Origin of the sequence: Pedobacter punctiformis (assembly GCF_027213715.1) — a bacterium.
Classification (GTDB): Bacteria; Bacteroidota; Bacteroidia; order Sphingobacteriales; family Sphingobacteriaceae; genus Pedobacter; species Pedobacter punctiformis.
In genome coordinates, this window is the sequence record NZ_JAPWGM010000002.1 from 242,488 (window position 1) to 259,790 (window position 17,303).

Here is a 17,303-nt window from a genome sequence, read left to right on the forward strand (position 1 = left end):
TAGGTTTATAAGGATAACGCTGGATGGCGTTATCCTTATTTTTTGTTCTGTACAGTATTTAGATTCATTTTATATTGCATCTGGATTTATCCTAACGTCATTTTTTTGTACTTTTGCGCCATGGAAAGAGAAATTCTGGATACTAAACGAAAAGCATTAAAAATAAATCTTGACCCGGCTATATATGGCACTTTCGCTGAGATTGGAGCAGGTCAGGAAGTTTCCAGAAACTTTTTTAATGCAGGGGCAGCATCCGGAACAGTAGCAAAAACCATGTCGGCCTACGATATGACTTTTAGTGATGCCATTTATGGAGCAGAAGCTTCGGGCCGTTACGTGAGTCAAAACCGGCTTCTACAAATGCTCGACCATGAATTTGGCTTGCTGAATGAGCGTTTATCTGGTGAGAAATACGAAAGCCGTACTTTTTTTGCCTTTGCAGATACCGTAACCACCCTGAATTATAAACGTACTAACGAACCTCATGGTTGGGTCGGGCTCCGTTTCCAAAATGAACCGGGTGGTTTGCCTAACGAAATCTTTTTTCACGTACGCCTGTTGGATACTGATGTAAATATGCAACAGCGTGTTTTGGGGATTATTGGCGTTAATTTACTTTATGCGGCATTTTATCATTACCGGGATCCTAAATTAATGGTAGAATCTTTAGCTGATAACCTGACTATCGGCTCAGTAGAAATTGATTTAATTTCTGTAAAAGGTCCTGCTTTTCCCGATACAAACAATATTCTGCTTAATCTTTATATGATTATGAAGGATTTTTCTGCAGCTGCAATTTTTGATGCGGATGCGCACCCCCGTCAGGCTAAAGATTTATTGTATAAAAAGGACATTATGATTTTGCGTACCAAATATGGTCAGAAATCTAATCCTAATTTTAACTTATTTAATAAAGCAACAGAGCAATTTAAGCGTACCAATCATGTAGAGGAAGGAAATTTGGCCGTGATGATTGAGGTTTTATTGACCAATGTTTTAACTGAAGCGCAGGAAACGCCTGATGATATTGATTTGGAAGCAGTAGCGAAGAGAACCCAGGATATGTGTGATACCGGGAACATTGTGATTGTATCTAATTTTACGCGTCATAATCGCCTTGCAAAATATTTAGACCGTTGTAAACCAAAAAGTGTTGGCTTGGCTACTAACATCAATAACTTGAAGTTTGTATTTAATTCGACCAACTTTGGTGAGAATTATTCTGGTCAGTTATTGAGCTATGTAAATGACATGTTCAGCAAAAATGTTAGGTTATTCGCCTATCCATTTTTGGATAAGAAAACCAACGAGGTGATTACTACAGCCAATATGCCAATAACTGCTGAAGCTAAACCTTTATTTGACTTCCTGCTTATAAACGGCTATATTACAGATATTAAAGATTACAGCGAAGACGAAGTGAAAACCGTTTAGATTGCTTTTTGAAATCATTTCTGGTGGTTATCTATATTGTTTTTAATACCGTTCCGGTTTCATTAACCTGTAACTGATATTGACTTCCGCACTTCAAAGCGAAGTTATTTCGCTGATGGCCAACCGGAAAATCAAAGGCAACGGGGTAATTATATTCTTTGATTTTTTCCGTTACAATTTCATAAATAGTTTTACCAAATTCCTCTCCGGCATCATCCGGTTTAACTTTAAAACCACCAATAACCAATCCTTTAAGTTTATCCAGCTTTCCGCTTCGTTTTAAGTTCCAAAACATTCTGTCTAAACTATAAAGATATTCTCCGGTATCTTCCACGAAAAGAATTTTATGATCTGTATTTAAATCAGACTGACTCCCACAAAGCGTTTCAATGATGCTTAGGTTTCCGCCAACTAAAATACCCTCAGCCTTTCCTGGTTTATTATTTACATGGGCGGGGGCAAGCGCAGCCATATCTTCGCCAATTAATGCGTTTTTAATGGATAGAATGGTTTCTATTTGTATAGGCTCTGCTTTGTTCCAGTCATCAGGAAAACTATTGCACATTTTAGAATGAATAGATGCAATACCAAATTGTCTGGCTAAATGGCAATGTAAAACTGTGATATCACTAAAACCTATAATCCATTTTGGGTTTCTTTTAAAGCCAGAAAAATCCAGTTGATCAACAATACGCACAAAACCGTAACCACCCCGTGCGCACATAATGGCCTTAATGTTAGGATCATCAAGCATTTTTTGAAAATCTATCAGTCTTTCGGAGTCGGTACCACCATATGTAAAATCACGTTTGCCTATCGTATCGCCAATTTTTAGGTTAAAACCCCAGCTTTGCATTTGTAAAACAGAAGGTTGGATTTGTTCGGTTGTAATGTATCCGGCCGGACTGGTTATGCCAATGGTATCACCGGCTTTAAGATATGGCGGAATTTTAAAATTGGAGGAATTGTCAGGCTCGATTGTATTTGCTAAACTTTTAAATGCAGGCAATAATGCTGCTGAAGCAATAAATGAAGAAAGGAAATGTTTTCGGTTCATCTAAAATGTGATATTTTAAACGAATATAGGATTTGAAATGCTGAAACTAAGGTAACAAAAATATGAAAAGGGATTTATATCCATAAATCCCTTTAAACCAAACAAATTAATCTGTAAAAGATTAGTATAATGTGAATTAACTATATAACCAGATAAATTAAAAATTGTTTTTTAATCGGATATTTTTTTCAAAAAAATAAGGCTATCCATCGCGGATAGCCTTAGCTAACAACAAAACAAATATATGATAACCAAATCATCAAGCCTGCGTGCAGACTTGTAAAGCATGTGAGCGCATACTTTGCGGCCTAGTAATGGATTCGAACCATTATGTGTAAGTTTATGAAACTCCAACCTTTCCTTTCAGTCAACTGGCCAGAATTTCTATAATTGTTTGAGTGTTAAATAATCTTTCAGTTCAGCAATTTGTTCATCGTTTAAAGTATCTTTATCCTCTGGAATTATCTCTTTCTGTTCTTCATTTTTAAGAGGATAGACGAAAATTGGATATTCATCTATTGCGGGATATTGAAAATAAATAGACATAATTATAATCCTTTAAAATTTTAACCATAAACTACATTAACTGCTAATGTTAGGCAAAGATATAAATTAGTATATAATTTCTATAGAATTAGTAGTATTTATTTTAAAATAATTTTCACCTCTTAAATAAGGTAAACAGCGCATTATAAATTCATGTTCTTAAAAGCTAATTATTTTCAGGATATTTGCATTCTTATTCACTAATCAAAAAAATTGTGTCTTTAGATAAATTAAAACTCAGTAAGCCACTTGTTGCGGCCATGACAGATGCCGGATTTCTAACTCCAAAAGAGGTTCAGTTAAAAACAATGTCGAGGATTTTAGGCGGGCAGGATGTTATTGCTGTTGGACCAGAGGGGATTGGCAAAACTACTACATATGTACTAGCTACGCTGATGAAGCTTAAATATGCTTTTGAAGAAGCACCAAGAGCCTTAATTTTAGTGCCTGATGCAGAACATGTGGCTGAAGTAATAGCGCAATTTAATTTGCTAAACAGAAATAAAACATTTCGTATTGCAGGCATAGATAGTTCTGGAAGTATTGATGCACAAATGAACGAGCTTACTGATGGGGTGGATATTATTGTAGCTGTACCAGACAGGGCACGCGCTTTATATTTAAAACTGGCTTTAAATACGAACAAGATTCAAATGTTTATCGTAGATAATGCGGAGTTAATTGTTAAAAAAGGTTTGCAATTGCCTGTTGTAGAACTCGCAAATAGTGCTCAGAAATCACAGCATATTATTTTTACCGAGGTTTTGCATGATAAATTAAACCACATGCTTAATCCTTTTATGAAATTTCCGGCAGTTATAGAAATTCAGGAACTTGGAGAGAAGGAAGCAGAAGTGCATCAGCAACTATTATATCAGGTACCTAATTTTAGAACCAAGCTTAATTTACTGACTCTTTTATTGGGCGATGCTGAAGTATTTGATAAAGTAGTTGTGTTTGTAAATACCAAATTAACTGCTCAAACGGTTTATAAAAACTTTAATCATGTTAATGAGGGTGAAATAAGCATTTACAGGCCCTTATTTTTTGATGATGCGGGTTTTGATGACATTCAGGATTTTAAAAATATTGCTGAAGCAAGGGTTTTAATTGTAGCCAATGAAGGTTTACAGGATCTTGATATTTCGGGTATTCCATTTGTTATTCATATGGAATTGCCTGAACAGAAAGAAACGCTGATTAAAAGAATTGTAAAACATGGCGACGAAGAAGTGGTGGCCATTACTTTTTCAACAGATATTGAATTAATAGAAGTTAGAAAAATTGAACATGCAGTGGGCGAGTTGATGCAGGTTATGGATTTGCCGGATGATTTAAAAGTGGTAGATCCTGCGAGTGCAAAAACTAAAAAGAAAAAAACAACTGAAGAAGAGGATGAAGCTTCTGATCGTGGTGCTGCATTTCATGAAAAGAAAGCTAGTAATGTTAAAAATTATAACTACAGCGCTGGCACAAAAGCTAAAATGACTTATAAAAACAAGAAAGGATTATCTTAACTCTTTCTTTTAGATTATTTATTCATCATAAAATCCTGAACATAAAAAAAGTCCCGATTTTCATCGGGACTTTTTTATTATCGTTAATTTACGACTAGTATAAAGTAAACTCTACACGACGGTTTTGTTGACGACCAGTTGCAGTTTTGTTTGTTGCAATTGGTTGATCAGGACCGTAACCTGTAGCTTCAACTCTTGAAGCATTAGCACCTTGAGATACTAAATAAGCTTTTACCGCTTCTGCTCTGTCTTTAGATAAACGTAAGTTTAATTCTCTTGAACCTGTGTTATCTGTGTGACCAGCTAATTTTAAGCTGAAGTTTTTCTCAACTAATAAAGCAGCAACACGATTTAAAGTAGCATAAGATTTAGAACGGATAGTCGATTTACCTAAATCGAATTCTAAGTTAGAAATCGCATCTTTAACAACTTTACGATCTTCGTCTGTTACAACAACTTTAGTTTCTTTAATTACTTCACGTTGAACTTTGATAGGGCAACCTGAACCATCAACTACAGTACCTGAAGCAGTTCCAGGACATTTGTCAAATTTGTTTGCAACACCATCATTATCATCATCACCTAAATCTTTAGCATATTGCTCACGGTCTCTTGCTGCATTTTGCTCTGCTGTAGATAATGCTCTTCTTAGATCAGCACTTTCTTCAGCACTTTCTTTACGTAAATGCGCTAAAGAACTATAGTTTGCTAATTGAGGCTTGTCTTTACTTCCTAAAGCAAACTCTAAACCAGCATGTGCATAAGCAAACCTAGGTTTAGTGTCTGTTCCATAATTAGGAGATTTAACAAAGTTTACATCATAACCTAAATCTAAGTTAATCCCTTTTGCAATACCTAATTTAGCACCAGCACCAACTGGAATAAACCATCCTTCTCTGCCACCATCATTAACAGTATTAGAACCTGATGTTGCACTTGATTCTACGCCCATATAACCAGCACCAGCTTTGATATAAGGAATTAATACAGCATTTTCTTTGTTAATATTAATGTTTGCTACATTTAAAACCGCTGTTAAAGCACCAGACCAATTAATTGATGATTTAGTGCTAAAATTATCTCCAACTGTTTTAATGTTTCCTCTTAAGAAATCTGCTTGCAAACCTAAGCTAGGAATTATTTGTTTCTTAATAAATGCACCATAACCAATACTTTTAAATTCTTCAGCTCTATAGCTTTCAGAACCGAAAATGGTGTTTGGAGATAAAATGCCACCATGAACACCTACAGACCATGTTCTGAAGTCTTGAGTAGAGAAACGACTTGTCGTCGGCGTCTCTTGTGCAAATAATTGTGACGATAAACCTAATAAGGCAACCAACATTGTTGATTTTGTAATCTTGGAGTTCATATTTTTTCCTTTTTGTTATTTAATAGTTTTTCCTACTGTTGTTGGTATCCCCTAAGAAAAAACCCTGCCAAAAGAACTAAAATTGCTCCAAATCACATAAAATCAGAAGTTTACGATGAGTTTTGCTGTTGATTGTTTTGTTACCTTAAAAAGAAACAAAGGTTAAATTATGTATAGTATTGTATACAAATTTAACCTTGAGGTAATATTTTAACCTTTTGCTGATGGATTCTTTTTGCCATTTAAGAGCATTTCTAAGGTCTTTTCGAGCCTACTGGTTCTGGTTTTCTCCTGTTTTGCAGTTAAAATCCATAACACATACTCTTTTTTATTGGTATAGGAGAGTGCATTAAAATGCTGTAAAGCCGATGGATGATTAATTAATATAGCCTCCAAATCTGCAGGAAGTTTAACAATCTTTTTATCTACATCAATAAATTCGGCAAATTCATTTTGTTTTATTTCAGCGTTGCCAACACCAGATGCTTTAACTTCTGAAGCAAGTTTTAATCTTAGTCCAGTCCAGATGTTATCAATAGCGGCTGAAGCGCATGGCGCTAAACCATAAGTTTCCAATTCTTTCCAGCTATTCATTAAATCAAGATCAGATTTAATTTTAGAAGACTTTTTAGGGTAAAAAATCCAGATTACAGCACCTGGTTTAATTTCCTTTAGATTTCGTTCTATCTGACTATATAAATCTGCCTTATTAATGGAAAAGCAAATTAGTGCATCAAATTTTGCTGAACTATTATATGTAAAGGAAATATCTGCAGGGATTTCTCCAAAAATTGCCGCCGCGTTTTCAGGCGCAGCATCAACCTTTACCACATGCCCTGATTTAATCTGAAGTTTTTTTAAAAGTAGATTTTGCATCTGAATCTATATTCTAAATGTTTATCCGATAAATTATAATTTTAATTTAGCAAAGAAATCCCAGAAAACAATTCCTGCTGAAATGGTGATGTTAAAGGAATGTTTGGTTCCAAATTGTGGAATTTCAATACACTCATCAATTTTTGCCATCACTTCATCACTTACACCATCTACTTCATTTCCGAATATTAAAGCATATTTTTTGTCCGGGTTAGGTTGGAAAGTATTTAACATAGTGCTGTTTTCGGCTTGCTCTATAGCTACGATTTCATAACCTAGTGCTCTTAAAGCATCAACAGCCTGGACGGTATCGGTATAATGAATCCAATCTACTGATTGAGTGGCACCTAAAGCCGTTTTTTCGATTTCACGATGTGGAGGTTGAGCCGTAATTCCACAAAGTACAACCTTTTCCAATGCAAAACCATCGGCTGTTCTAAAAATGGAGCCTACATTATGCATGCTTCTTACATTATCTAAAACTGCAATAACAGGTAATTTTTCCTGCGCCTTAAATTCTTCTATATCCGGACGATTTAACTCGTCCAATTTTAGTTTTTTCATTAAAATAAATGCCCTTCTGCTTAAAGTCTTGCCGGACCGTTTCCTATTTCACTAATATAAATTGCTGCCGGATAACCAATTTTATCTACATAATAATCTGTTAGATGTTTGGCGAAGTCCTCCTCAAATCCTTTTTCAAGCAAAGCAATTGCACAACCGCCAAAACCTGCACCCGTCATACGGGCACCTATAACATGATCGTAATCTGCACAAAAATCAACAACCGCATCCAGTTCCTGGCCACTTACTTCGTATAATTCTCTCAACGATTGATGAGAAGCATACATTAAACGACCAAATTCATTCAAATCGCCTGCATTTAATACTTTAGCGGCTAAATGAACGCGATCGTTTTCTTTAACCACGTGAGTTGCCCGGTTTAAAATCACTTCATCTTTAATTAAATGACTGTGCAACGCAAATTTTTCAGCGGTTAATTCGCAAAGATTATGCAATGTAATTTCATCATTCAATGCTTTTAAAGCGGTCTGACATTCAGCAACACGCTCATTATATTTGGAATCTGCAAGTTCTCTGGGTTTGTTTGTATTAATAATGGCCAAAACATAATTACCAAGATTAATGTCTACCATTTTATATTTTAAGGTATCACAATCCAGTACAATTGCCTTATCTTTTTCACCAAAAGCCACTGCAAACTGATCCATGATGCCGGAGTTAACGCCAATAAATTCATTTTCTACTCTTTTGGCCATTTTAACCAGGTCAAGCTTATCGTAACCTAAATTAAAATAATCGTTCAGGGCAAAGGCCGTTGCAATTTCTATGGATGCAGAAGAGGAGAGACCGGAGCCTATCGGAATATTGCCAAAGTATAATAAATCTACCGCCGGTATATTTTTACCGTCTTTAATAAACTCATTAAGAATACCTATCGGGTAATTAGACCAGGAATTACCTTCTTTTTGCTGAATTTCATTGCTGTTAATTTCAGTTGTAGTTTCAAAATTTAAACTTTTAAATCTAAATCGTTGGTCATTATTCGGTGCTAAAGCCAACCAGGTACCAAGCGTTACCGCACAAGGCATTACAAGCCCTCCGTTATAATCAATATGTTCGCCAATTAAATTAACCCGGCCAGGGGTAAAGTACACTGCATCAGCATTTTTATGATAGTGCTCAGCAAATTTTTCAGCTAATTCAATCTTCATTCAGTTAAAAGTATTTATAAAAGCAAGTATTAATAGTATGTTTGTTTAGAAAACAAAAGCCCTAAGTTACAATTTATGAGCGTTCAGCAAATACCAACAGGAAAATTTATTGATGGCGAAGAAGTTATCGCTATCGAACTAATCAACAGCAAAGGCACTTATGTTAAAATATTTAACTATGGCGCTATTATAAACAAGTTTATTGTTCAAAATGCACAAGGCGAAAAACAGGATATTGTTTTAGGTTTTGATACGTTTGAGCAGTATTTAGATGAAAAGTACCTTGAAAATAATGCTTTGATTGGTGCTGTTGTTGGGCGTTATGCCAATCGAATTAAAAATGGCCGATTTACCATTGAAGGTAAAACCTATCAGCTGGCACAAAATGCAGGTACGGATTGTTTACACGGCGGGATAACAGGTTTTGATAAAAAAGTTTGGGATGTTATAGATACTTCAGAAGCACCTCATGCATCGGTTACGCTGGAATATGAGAGTGTAGACGGGGAAGAAAACTTTCCTGGAAACCTCATTGTGGCCTTAACATTTGAATTAACAGATAATGATGAGCTTATTTTAAGCTATGAAGCGGAAACCGATCAGGCTACCGCTATAAACTTAACGCATCACGGATATTTTAATCTGTCGCCAAAAGGTGGTAATCTGGCTGATCATAAACTTCAGATTTTCGGCTCTAATTATTTGGAACAGGATGATAATTATTCGGTCACTGGAAAAGTGATTCCGGTTAAAGATACGCCTTTAGATTTCACTAAGATGAAAGCAATAGGGCATGATTGGAATGCAGAAGAAGGTTACGATCAAACCTTTGTATTGGATAAGACCTATGGAGATTTATCTTTAGCAAGTAAAACAATTGATGAGGAAAGTGGTTTAGTATTAAGTGTTTATACAACAGAACCCGTAGCGCATTTATATACTTCGAAATATTTAAGGGCAAAAAATGGCAAAGGTGGACGTGATTATATCGGTTATGATGCTTTTTGTATTGAAACACAACACCACCCAAATGCGATTAATATCCCTGAATTTCCAGGTACAGTTTTAAAACCTGAAGATTTGTATACACAAACTACCATTTACAAAGTTTCATTAAATAAATAAGATATGTTTACCATTGAAGAAATAAAAACAGCTGAATCGAAAATAAAAACAGGTGCAGATTTCCCCCGTTTTATTAAAGAAATAAAAGCAATGGGTGTAAAGCGAAATGATGTTTATGTTTCTAATGGACTTTCTATATACTTTGGAGATGATGACCATACTGAGCAGGCCAGTCCGGAAAATTATCCTGATTTGATTATCAATGAAACCTCGTCAGCAGAAAAATTACAACATGCATTGACCATTCATCAGCGTGGCGAAACTGATTATTTTACTTTTTGTAAGCAAGCCGCAGATGCTGGTGTTGAAAAATGGGTAATTGAGCTGGAGGATTTAAGCGTGGTTTATCTGGATAGTGAGGGGAATGAACTGGTTAAAGAACATATACCTGCAGTTTAGATTTAAAAACGAGGAGAATCGTTAACGGATTTTCTTTTTCTATGTCGTCATCCTGAGTTTGTTGAAACGTTTAAAGTTTATTTAAAATGGTCTTTCGATAAACTCAGGATGACATTTTTTTAGATTCTTTCTAAAACCATTTTAATTGCTTTTTCAACAATATCGTTTGGATTTCTACTGAACTCAAACTTTACCCGGCTGGCCAGAATTGCATTAACAGACAGTGCTTTATGCCCTAATACTTTAGCTAAAGCATAAATACCAGCCGTTTCCATTTCCAGATTGGTTACCCGTAAATTTCCACTTCTAAAACTGTTGATTAAACCTATAAAATTAGGTACTGCATTTTTGGCTCTAACTTGTCGGCCTTGTGGAGCATAAAACCCTGGTGCCGTAATTGTAATGCCTTGTTCCATCTCTTTACCAATACTGTTTAATAAGGTTTCACTGGCTGCAGTTAAGTAGGGGTTGATATGCTTTAAATGCCCAAAATGGGCCTGTACATCATCCAGTAAGCTATGCTCATCTCCTGATAATTCCTGCACGTAATAATTCATTAAAGCATCCATTCCCAGCCCATACGAAGAAGCTAGAATAGTGCCCATAGGTATATCGGGCTGTACCGCACCTGAAGTACCCACACGAACAATATTTAATGAAGTAAGCTCTTTCTTTACTTCCCTGGTCTTAAAATCAATATTGACCAGCGCATCAAGTTCATTAAAAACAATATCTATATTATCTGTACCAATGCCTGTAGAAAGTACAGTAACCCTTTTGGAGCCAACAAAACCTGTATGGGTAATAAATTCACGTTTGCCTTTTTTAAGCTCAATACGATCAAAATATTTGCTTACCTCACTCACCCGGTCAGGATCACCAACCGTAATTACCGTTTCAGCCACATCTTCAGGTAAAATATTCAGATGGTATATTGTTCCATCGGGATTGATAATTAAATCACTTTCTGCTATTTTCATCTGTATAATTTTTGAGGATTATATTTGGTTATACCTATTTCGTTAAGTGGTTTGAAGGTATTTAAGTTTAGTTCCTTCAATTTTATCAAACTTACCTAAAACAATATTTAACTGCGCTTTTCTGATCTCAAATTTTAAATTGCATTGCATATCAAAATTTTGAGCCAACACCAGTAAATTTTCTTCTTTTACCAATTTCATTACATCGTTCATCTGTAAATAGTCAAACTGGACTTCGTAAACATCATTAATGGTTTTGGTTATGATGGCAGAAGCCTTAATTGATTCAACAGCAGCGGTTTTATAAGCATGGATTAAACCAGGGACGCCCAGAAGCGTACCTCCAAAATACCTGACCACTACAATCAAAACATTGGTAAGGTCTTCGGATAATAAGGAATTTAAAATTGGTCTTCCGGCGGTGCCCGAAGGTTCGCCATCATCGTTAATTCTAAAAACCGACCGGTCGGGCGTTAAGCGGTAGGCATAACAAAAATGTCTTGCCTTAACATGCTCAGCTCTTAAATTTGTTAAAATAGGCTTAACTTCTTCTTCAGATTGAATTGGGTTGGCGTAAGCAATAAATTTACTTCCCTTGTCTCTAAAAATGCCTTCAGCACTACTTTCTATTGTTTTATAAGAATCATTAAACAGCATAAATTTGCGATAAAGTGATTAATATAACAGCGGCAAGCGCTAAAACTATTCCTGCATAATTAAGCCTGCTTAGTTTTTCTTTAAATATTAAAATGCCAATTAAGCTACCAACCACAATAACGCCCAAATTCATAGCCGCAAATACAGTCGATGGATTTTTAGCCAGTGCCTGATGCGCTTTTAGATAGAATAAGATATTTCCAAAATTAAATAACCCCAGAATAATACCGCAGATCAGATTAACCAATTGCAACTTGATTTTTTTTACTAAAACCATCACGATTACAATAATCAGTGATACCAGAAAAGCCAGGCAGAAAACAGTAAAAAGCGAAGTGGTATAGGGGAGTTCTTTGTGTAAGGCAATTTGTTTAAAAAGTACATCAATAACCCCAAAACCGACAAAAACAAAAACAGGGTAGATCCATTTATTTGATTCAGATTGTTTATCATTTTTGCGGATAAACGTTAAAAGTATGGCTACAAAACCTACTGCGAGGCCAATAAACTTTAAATTATTAAAATCTTCTTTAAAAATAAAATAAGCCGCTAAAATCGGGATAAATAAGGAAAGGCGCTGGGCTATGTCTGTTTTAACAATCCCTAAATTTTTAACTGAAGCAGCTAAAAAGAGAAAGATTGAGGGTAAAAGTACTGCTAAAGAGATATAGATTGGCCATGGTGCCGCTGGAGTGATAACAGATACATCAGGTTTAAAAAATAGAAAACATAAGATTAAAGCAGTTAAATAATTATAAGTAACGGCTTGAATAATACTAATTTGATACCTTTTTGCAAGTTTTAATAAAACGGCAACTGTTACACTGCAAAAGATACTTAAGGTGATGTAAATCATTAATTTATGTCGTTTGTATAGATAGAAAGTTTGTCGGATCCAAGGTTAAGTTCTTCCTGTAAGTGGCCGTTTATAGTAGGCGCAGCAATACCTTCGGTCCAGCTGTTGGCCGATGTAAAAATACGGGCTTCATCCCAAAGATTAGCTTCCAGAAACTGGTTTAAAATATGTGCGCCACCTTCAATAATAACCGATTGAATATCCATGAGGTACAACTGAAAAGAAACCTTTTGAGCAAGATAAAAATGCATATCCTCCATTTGAATATAGTGAACGTTATCCACTACATCTGTTTTTAACTCATTTAAAATGATGGTTTTAGCCTCTTTATTAAAAATATGATGATCCTGAGGGATTTGTAAATGCTTATCAATAACCAAACGAACCGGATTTTTACCTGGCCATTCTCTTGCCGTTAGGTGTGGATTATCTACAATTGCCGTTTTTTTACCAATTAAAATGGCATCTTCTTCAGTGCGCCATTTATGCGCCAAACGTTTTGCTAAAGCACCACTAATCCATTTTTGATGACCATCATTTGTAGCGAAATAACCGTTAGCAGTTTCAGCCCATTTTAAAATAATATAAGGCCTTTGTTTTTCTATTCTGGTAAAAAATCTTCTGTTAAAACACCTGCATTCTGCTTCTAAAATACCACTCACTACTTCTATATTGGCATTTCTTAATTTTTCTATGCCCTTACCATCAACACCCGAAAATGGATCTCGGTTGCCAATAACTACTTTTTTTAACTGATGTTTTACAAATAAGTCAGCGCAGGGAGGAGTTTTTCCAAAATGGGCGCAAGGTTCTAAATTAACATATGCGGTGGCTTGTTTTAAAAGATTTTCAGCTTCAGGTCCGTACTGATCAAAAACAGCTTTAACCGCATTGGGTTCTGCATGTGCCTCACCAAATTTCTGGTGGTAACCTTCTCCGATGATTTTCCCCTTTGCTACAATTACACAGCCAACCATCGGGTTTGGACTTACGTTTCCAATCGCTATGGCTGCCAGTTCTAAACAACGTTTTATGTAAAGTTCATCGCTCATCTGCGCAAAAGTAGTTAAAGATTTTTATCGATAAGGTAAAATAGAAAATGTAATTAAAAAAGCTAAACTATGTTTAGTTTTGCAGCACATGAAAATAGGAGAATTAACGCAAAAATATATTTCAGACTTAAGTAATCTGTACGATACAGAAGAAGCCAGGGTTATGTTTAACCTGGCGGCAGAATATGTTTTGCAACTTTCGCCGACGAAATTAAGAATGCAGAGCGGTGTGTCGTTATTGCTGAATGATTATCAGCAATTATTGCTTATTCTGGAAGATTTAAAATCAGGTAAACCCATTCAACACCTTACTGGAGAAGCTCATTTTTATGGTTCAGTTTTTAAGGTTAATGAAAATGTTTTAATTCCAAGACCTGAAACGGAAGAGTTAGTAGACTGGATCATTAATAAAGTGGGGCAAATAAAAACTTCTGATTTCCAGATACTGGATATCGGAACGGGCTCTGGTTGTATTCCAATAACCTTAAAAAAGTATTTACCTGATAGTAAGGTATCAACGCTTGATGTTTCTGCAAAAGCCATAGCCGTAGCAAAAGAAAATGCGGAGCAAATGAAACAGGAAGTTAATTTTATTGAAGCGGATATATTAACTTACCGTGATGACCAAAAATACGATGTGGTGGTAAGTAACCCACCGTACATCAGGCTTTTGGAACAAAAAGATATGCACAAAAACGTATTAATCTTTGAACCACATTTGGCGCTGTTTGTTAGTGATGAAGATCCGCTTATTTTTTATAAAGCAATTGCCGATTTTGCCTTTGATAGCCTCAAAGAAAATGGTTTATTATTTTTTGAAATTAATGAATATTTGGGTAGAGAAACCCTTGAAATGTTAAAATCTAAAGGATTTAATACAATTGAGTTAAGAAAAGATATGCAGGGCAAAGACAGGATGATTATGGCTACTAAGACCTCTATATATTGAAATAACTAAGCTTAGATTTGCTTAGTTCAATAATTTCATTGAATTGTTCAAAACTGACTTCGGAGCGATGAAGCATGGAGTATATTTTTTTATCGATGAAAAGTATAAAATAATCCTTCTTAATTGAATAACCAGATAGAGCTTTCCATTTGACTTGAAATTTCTTTTCATCATCAATATAGGTGAAATCTTCGTCGTTAAATTCAAAAGTAAAAGTAAAGTTCAGGTTTTCGTATTTTTCCCCAACGAGTTCTATTTTTCTCAAAAAAACTCCGCGTAAGTTTATTATTCTAATAATATAATTCATTGTTAACACAGAGAGAATAACACCTACAATCCCATAAAACGATGATGGACTTTTATCAAACGAAATTAGAATCATTAAACCAACCGTAATAATGATATAAAGAAATAGCCAAAAGAACGAGTTTTTGTTTTCTAATCTAAATCTTAACTTATTCGCTTTAATAAATAACGCCTTATTGAATGGTAATGTTATGCTAATCATATTATGAAATTACTTTTATTAAGACCTCGGGTGAAACTGTGTAATGACTTCTCTCAGATAATCGCGGTCTATATGTGTGTAAATTTCTGTGGTGGTAATGCTGGAGTGACCTAACATTTCCTGTACTGCCCTTAAATCGGCACCACCTTCTATTAAATGCGTTGCAAAGGAGTGGCGTAAGGTATGTGGACTAATTGTTTTTTTAAGCCCTACATGAATTGCTAAACTCTTAATCAGGTTAAATATGGTGATTCTGGAAAGTTTAGCACCAAAACGGTTTAGAAAAATATAATCTTCATTGCCCTTTTTAATATTGGCATGCACCCTTACTTCTTTCAGATAAATATCCAGCAATTTTAAGGCAACCCCACCAATAGGTACTAAACGCTCTTTATTTCCTTTACCAATCACTTTTATAAATTCTATCTGAGGATATAAATTGGATATTTTTAAATCAGTTAACTCACTAACCCTTAAACCACAACCATATAATACTTCAATAATTGCTTTATTACGCATGCCTTCAGGTTTAGAAGCATCGATGGCATCAATCAAACTATTAATTTCATAAATATTTAAAGTATCCGGTAATTTTCTGCTGAGTTTTGGCGCTTCAATTAATGCAATAGGATCACTTTGAATAATATCTTCCAGCATTAGAAAAGAGAAAAAAGCCTTTAATCCAGAGATTACCCGGGCTTGTGTACTGGCTTGCATACCTAACTCATTTAGCCAGGAAATAAATAATTTTAAATCAGCAGTACTAATTTCGCTTAACTTCGGCTCTTTTAATAGGCTTTGATAATATTGAGATAGTTTATCAATATCATTTAAATAGGCCTCCACAGAATGTGCGGACAATGATCTTTCGAGCTTTAAATAAGCTTTAAACCCTTTAATGTACGATTGCCACAGCATAATTAATGTTTACAGGGTTTAAAAATTGATAAGATCATTGTACAAAAATATGGTTTACATCTTACAAAATTGCTTAAACCGGTTTTAAACTCCATTATTCATTTTAATCCTGAATAAAACATTTTAACTTTACGGTATCATAAACCCAATAATAAGCAATGAAAATACAAATTATAAACGGACCAAATTTAAATCTTTTAGGCGTTCGTGAGCCTTCTATTTATGGTAATGAAGGCTTTGACGACTATGTTAAGCAACTTAGAACCGTTTATGCTATTTTAGAAATTGATTATTTTCAAAGTAATGTAGAGGGCGAAATTATTAATAAGTTACATGAGGTTGGCTTTAGTTACGATGGCATTATTCTTAACGCAGGCGGGTATACTCATACTTCAGTAGCCATTGCTGATGCTATCGCAGCAATCAAAACACCTGTAGTTGAAGTACACATTTCTAATATTTATGCCCGCGAAGAATACAGACATGTTTCTTTAACCGGAAAAAATTGTAAAGGTGTTTTAACAGGTTTTGGCATGAATGGATATCGGCTGGCTATAGAAAGCTTATTAATAACTGCTCAAAATGCTTAAAAATCTACTATTAATTGCGCTATTTTTCTCTGTGTCTTTTGTTAATGCGCAGCAAGGAAGCTTGAAAAAAACGACCTTGAATGAGCAATCTGTAGTGAGGGGTGAAGATGGCATGGTTTATCCTTATACAGTATGGAAAAAACTCATGTCGACTGGTAAATATGGGCTAAAAAATAGAGGCACGGTTACAGAAAGTGGCAAACCTGAATATGTTGTTTATGAATTAACCCCCGAAAAGAAAGCGGCATATGTGAATCAAATGCCCAGACCAAGATCGAGTGATTCTTTTCCTGAAGGCGAATTGTTTAACGGTCTGAAGGTTACGGATATGAATGGTAATAAATATGACCTTAGAGACAGTACAGGTAAGGTAATTGTACTCAATTTTTGGTTTATTAATTGTCCGCCTTGTAAAAACGAAATTCCACTACTTAATGAACTTGTAACAACATATAAGGACAAAAATGTTGTTTTTCTGGCCATTGCATTAGATGAAAAACATGATTTAAAAGATTTTTTAAAAACAACTTCCTTTAATTACAATATAGTTGATGGTGGCCGGTATATTGCCAATAAATACGGTGTAAAAGGCTATCCAACACATGTGGTCATTGATAAAAGTGGTTTTATTAAATTCAGTACTTTAGGTTTGGCAATTAATACCGTTCATTGGCTCGAAAAATCGATTAATGAGGCTTTAGCCAGTAAGTAAGAAACCTATTTGAAAATTT

18 protein-coding genes are annotated in these 17,303 nt (G+C 35.0%); 7 read left to right on the top strand and 11 right to left on the bottom strand.

The window, feature by feature from the left end; all coding sequences use genetic code 11:
* Positions 1-120 precede the first annotated feature (120 nt).
* Entirely contained in the window at positions 121-1,434 is a 1,314-nt protein-coding gene (locus tag O0955_RS06880; RefSeq protein ID WP_269426802.1) for a nicotinamide mononucleotide adenylyltransferase, read from the top strand.
* A 31-nt stretch (positions 1,435-1,465) separates the two neighbouring features.
* Here O0955_RS06880 and O0955_RS06885 read toward each other — a convergent pair whose 3' ends face one another.
* Positions 1,466-2,491, bottom strand: coding sequence for a S66 peptidase family protein (locus tag O0955_RS06885; RefSeq protein WP_269426803.1), 1,026 nt, complete (start codon positions 2,489-2,491; stop codon positions 1,466-1,468).
* 761 nt (positions 2,492-3,252) lie between these two features.
* Here O0955_RS06885 and O0955_RS06890 point away from each other — a divergent pair.
* Positions 3,253-4,554 carry a DEAD/DEAH box helicase gene (locus O0955_RS06890; protein WP_269426804.1) on the top strand — a complete coding sequence of 434 codons (1,302 nt, stop codon included), beginning with the start codon at positions 3,253-3,255 and terminating at the stop codon, positions 4,552-4,554.
* A gap of 94 nt (positions 4,555-4,648) precedes the next feature.
* On the opposite strand, the gene O0955_RS06895 is transcribed toward O0955_RS06890, so the two are convergent.
* The 4 genes from O0955_RS06895 to O0955_RS06910 form a co-directional block, all read right to left on the bottom strand.
* A complete protein-coding gene (locus tag O0955_RS06895) occupies positions 4,649-5,926 on the bottom strand; it encodes an OmpA family protein (RefSeq protein WP_269426805.1) in 1,278 nt (425 codons plus the stop codon).
* Between the two features lie 210 nt (positions 5,927-6,136).
* The gene (locus O0955_RS06900) at positions 6,137-6,802 is read right to left on the bottom strand and encodes a YdeI/OmpD-associated family protein (RefSeq protein WP_269426806.1); all 666 of its coding nucleotides are present in this window, start codon (positions 6,800-6,802) and stop codon (positions 6,137-6,139) included.
* Between the two features lie 33 nt (positions 6,803-6,835).
* Positions 6,836-7,366, bottom strand: coding sequence for an RNA methyltransferase (locus O0955_RS06905; protein ID WP_269426807.1), 531 nt, complete (start codon positions 7,364-7,366; stop codon positions 6,836-6,838).
* A 20-nt stretch (positions 7,367-7,386) separates the two neighbouring features.
* Positions 7,387-8,538: a galactokinase gene (locus O0955_RS06910; protein WP_269426808.1), complete on the bottom strand. Its 1,152-nt coding sequence runs from the start codon at positions 8,536-8,538 to the stop codon at positions 7,387-7,389.
* A gap of 75 nt (positions 8,539-8,613) precedes the next feature.
* On the opposite strand from O0955_RS06910, the gene O0955_RS06915 reads away from it, so the two are divergent.
* Together O0955_RS06915 and O0955_RS06920 are read left to right on the top strand one after the other, a co-directional pair.
* Positions 8,614-9,663, top strand: coding sequence for an aldose epimerase family protein (locus O0955_RS06915; protein WP_269426809.1), 1,050 nt, complete (start codon positions 8,614-8,616; stop codon positions 9,661-9,663).
* Positions 9,664-9,666: 3 nt separating this feature from the next.
* A complete protein-coding gene (locus tag O0955_RS06920) occupies positions 9,667-10,062 on the top strand; it encodes a DUF1398 domain-containing protein (RefSeq protein ID WP_269426810.1) in 396 nt (131 codons plus the stop codon).
* A gap of 119 nt (positions 10,063-10,181) precedes the next feature.
* Here O0955_RS06920 and O0955_RS06925 read toward each other — a convergent pair whose 3' ends face one another.
* From O0955_RS06925 to ribD, 4 genes are read right to left on the bottom strand one after another with little or no spacing between them, the layout of a single operon-like run.
* Positions 10,182-11,042, bottom strand: coding sequence for a nucleoside phosphorylase (locus tag O0955_RS06925; RefSeq protein WP_269426811.1), 861 nt, complete (start codon positions 11,040-11,042; stop codon positions 10,182-10,184).
* A 42-nt stretch (positions 11,043-11,084) separates the two neighbouring features.
* Positions 11,085-11,699, bottom strand: coding sequence for an IMPACT family protein (locus O0955_RS06930; protein ID WP_269426812.1), 615 nt, complete (start codon positions 11,697-11,699; stop codon positions 11,085-11,087).
* Positions 11,689-12,555 carry a DMT family transporter gene (locus O0955_RS06935; protein WP_269426813.1) on the bottom strand — a complete coding sequence of 289 codons (867 nt, stop codon included), beginning with the start codon at positions 12,553-12,555 and terminating at the stop codon, positions 11,689-11,691. The genes O0955_RS06930 and O0955_RS06935 overlap by 11 nt, the downstream gene beginning before the upstream one ends.
* Positions 12,555-13,607: a bifunctional diaminohydroxyphosphoribosylaminopyrimidine deaminase/5-amino-6-(5-phosphoribosylamino)uracil reductase RibD gene (ribD, locus tag O0955_RS06940; protein WP_269426814.1), complete on the bottom strand. Its 1,053-nt coding sequence runs from the start codon at positions 13,605-13,607 to the stop codon at positions 12,555-12,557. The genes O0955_RS06935 and ribD overlap by 1 nt, the downstream gene beginning before the upstream one ends.
* A gap of 88 nt (positions 13,608-13,695) precedes the next feature.
* Between ribD and prmC the strand changes: the two genes are divergently transcribed.
* On the top strand, positions 13,696-14,556 hold the full coding sequence (gene prmC / locus O0955_RS06945) for a peptide chain release factor N(5)-glutamine methyltransferase (protein ID WP_269426815.1): 861 nt from the start codon (positions 13,696-13,698) through the stop codon (positions 14,554-14,556).
* Here the strand turns inward: prmC and O0955_RS06950 are convergent.
* Together O0955_RS06950 and xerD are read right to left on the bottom strand one after the other, a co-directional pair.
* Positions 14,546-15,064 (bottom strand): hypothetical protein, encoded by a 519-nt coding sequence (locus O0955_RS06950; RefSeq protein WP_269426816.1) that lies wholly within the window; start codon positions 15,062-15,064, stop codon positions 14,546-14,548. The genes prmC and O0955_RS06950 overlap by 11 nt on opposite strands.
* An 18-nt stretch (positions 15,065-15,082) precedes the next feature.
* Positions 15,083-15,982, bottom strand: coding sequence for a site-specific tyrosine recombinase XerD (gene xerD / locus O0955_RS06955; protein WP_269426817.1), 900 nt, complete (start codon positions 15,980-15,982; stop codon positions 15,083-15,085).
* Positions 15,983-16,140: 158 nt separating this feature from the next.
* On the opposite strand from xerD, the gene aroQ reads away from it, so the two are divergent.
* Both aroQ and O0955_RS06965 read left to right on the top strand, forming a co-directional pair.
* Positions 16,141-16,572, top strand: coding sequence for a type II 3-dehydroquinate dehydratase (gene aroQ, locus O0955_RS06960; protein ID WP_269426818.1), 432 nt, complete (start codon positions 16,141-16,143; stop codon positions 16,570-16,572).
* The gene (locus O0955_RS06965) at positions 16,565-17,284 is read left to right on the top strand and encodes a TlpA family protein disulfide reductase (RefSeq protein WP_269426819.1); all 720 of its coding nucleotides are present in this window, start codon (positions 16,565-16,567) and stop codon (positions 17,282-17,284) included. The genes aroQ and O0955_RS06965 overlap by 8 nt, the downstream gene beginning before the upstream one ends.
* Positions 17,285-17,303: the final 19 nt, after the last annotated feature.

Bases quoted from the DNA above. Each gene is read 5' to 3' on its own strand.
- O0955_RS06880 (WP_269426802.1), top strand. From the start codon at position 121: ATGGAAAGAGAAATTCTGGATACTAAACGAAAAGCATTAAAAATAAAT.
- O0955_RS06920 (WP_269426810.1), top strand. From the start codon at position 9,667: ATGTTTACCATTGAAGAAATAAAAACAGCTGAATCGAAAATAAAAACA.
- O0955_RS06895 (WP_269426805.1), bottom strand. From the start codon at position 5,926: ATGAACTCCAAGATTACAAAATCAACAATGTTGGTTGCCTTATTAGGT.
- O0955_RS06935 (WP_269426813.1), bottom strand. From the start codon at position 12,555: ATGATTTACATCACCTTAAGTATCTTTTGCAGTGTAACAGTTGCCGTT.
- O0955_RS06965 (WP_269426819.1), top strand. From the start codon at position 16,565: ATGCTTAAAAATCTACTATTAATTGCGCTATTTTTCTCTGTGTCTTTT.
- xerD (WP_269426817.1), bottom strand. From the start codon at position 15,982: ATGCTGTGGCAATCGTACATTAAAGGGTTTAAAGCTTATTTAAAGCTC.
- O0955_RS06905 (WP_269426807.1), bottom strand. From the start codon at position 7,366: ATGAAAAAACTAAAATTGGACGAGTTAAATCGTCCGGATATAGAAGAA.
- O0955_RS06925 (WP_269426811.1), bottom strand. From the start codon at position 11,042: ATGAAAATAGCAGAAAGTGATTTAATTATCAATCCCGATGGAACAATA.
- O0955_RS06885 (WP_269426803.1), bottom strand. From the start codon at position 2,491: ATGAACCGAAAACATTTCCTTTCTTCATTTATTGCTTCAGCAGCATTA.
- aroQ (WP_269426818.1), top strand. From the start codon at position 16,141: ATGAAAATACAAATTATAAACGGACCAAATTTAAATCTTTTAGGCGTT.
- O0955_RS06930 (WP_269426812.1), bottom strand. From the start codon at position 11,699: ATGCTGTTTAATGATTCTTATAAAACAATAGAAAGTAGTGCTGAAGGC.
- O0955_RS06900 (WP_269426806.1), bottom strand. From the start codon at position 6,802: ATGCAAAATCTACTTTTAAAAAAACTTCAGATTAAATCAGGGCATGTG.
- ribD (WP_269426814.1), bottom strand. From the start codon at position 13,607: ATGAGCGATGAACTTTACATAAAACGTTGTTTAGAACTGGCAGCCATA.
- O0955_RS06950 (WP_269426816.1), bottom strand. From the start codon at position 15,064: ATGATTAGCATAACATTACCATTCAATAAGGCGTTATTTATTAAAGCG.
- O0955_RS06910 (WP_269426808.1), bottom strand. From the start codon at position 8,538: ATGAAGATTGAATTAGCTGAAAAATTTGCTGAGCACTATCATAAAAAT.
- prmC (WP_269426815.1), top strand. From the start codon at position 13,696: ATGAAAATAGGAGAATTAACGCAAAAATATATTTCAGACTTAAGTAAT.
- O0955_RS06915 (WP_269426809.1), top strand. From the start codon at position 8,614: ATGAGCGTTCAGCAAATACCAACAGGAAAATTTATTGATGGCGAAGAA.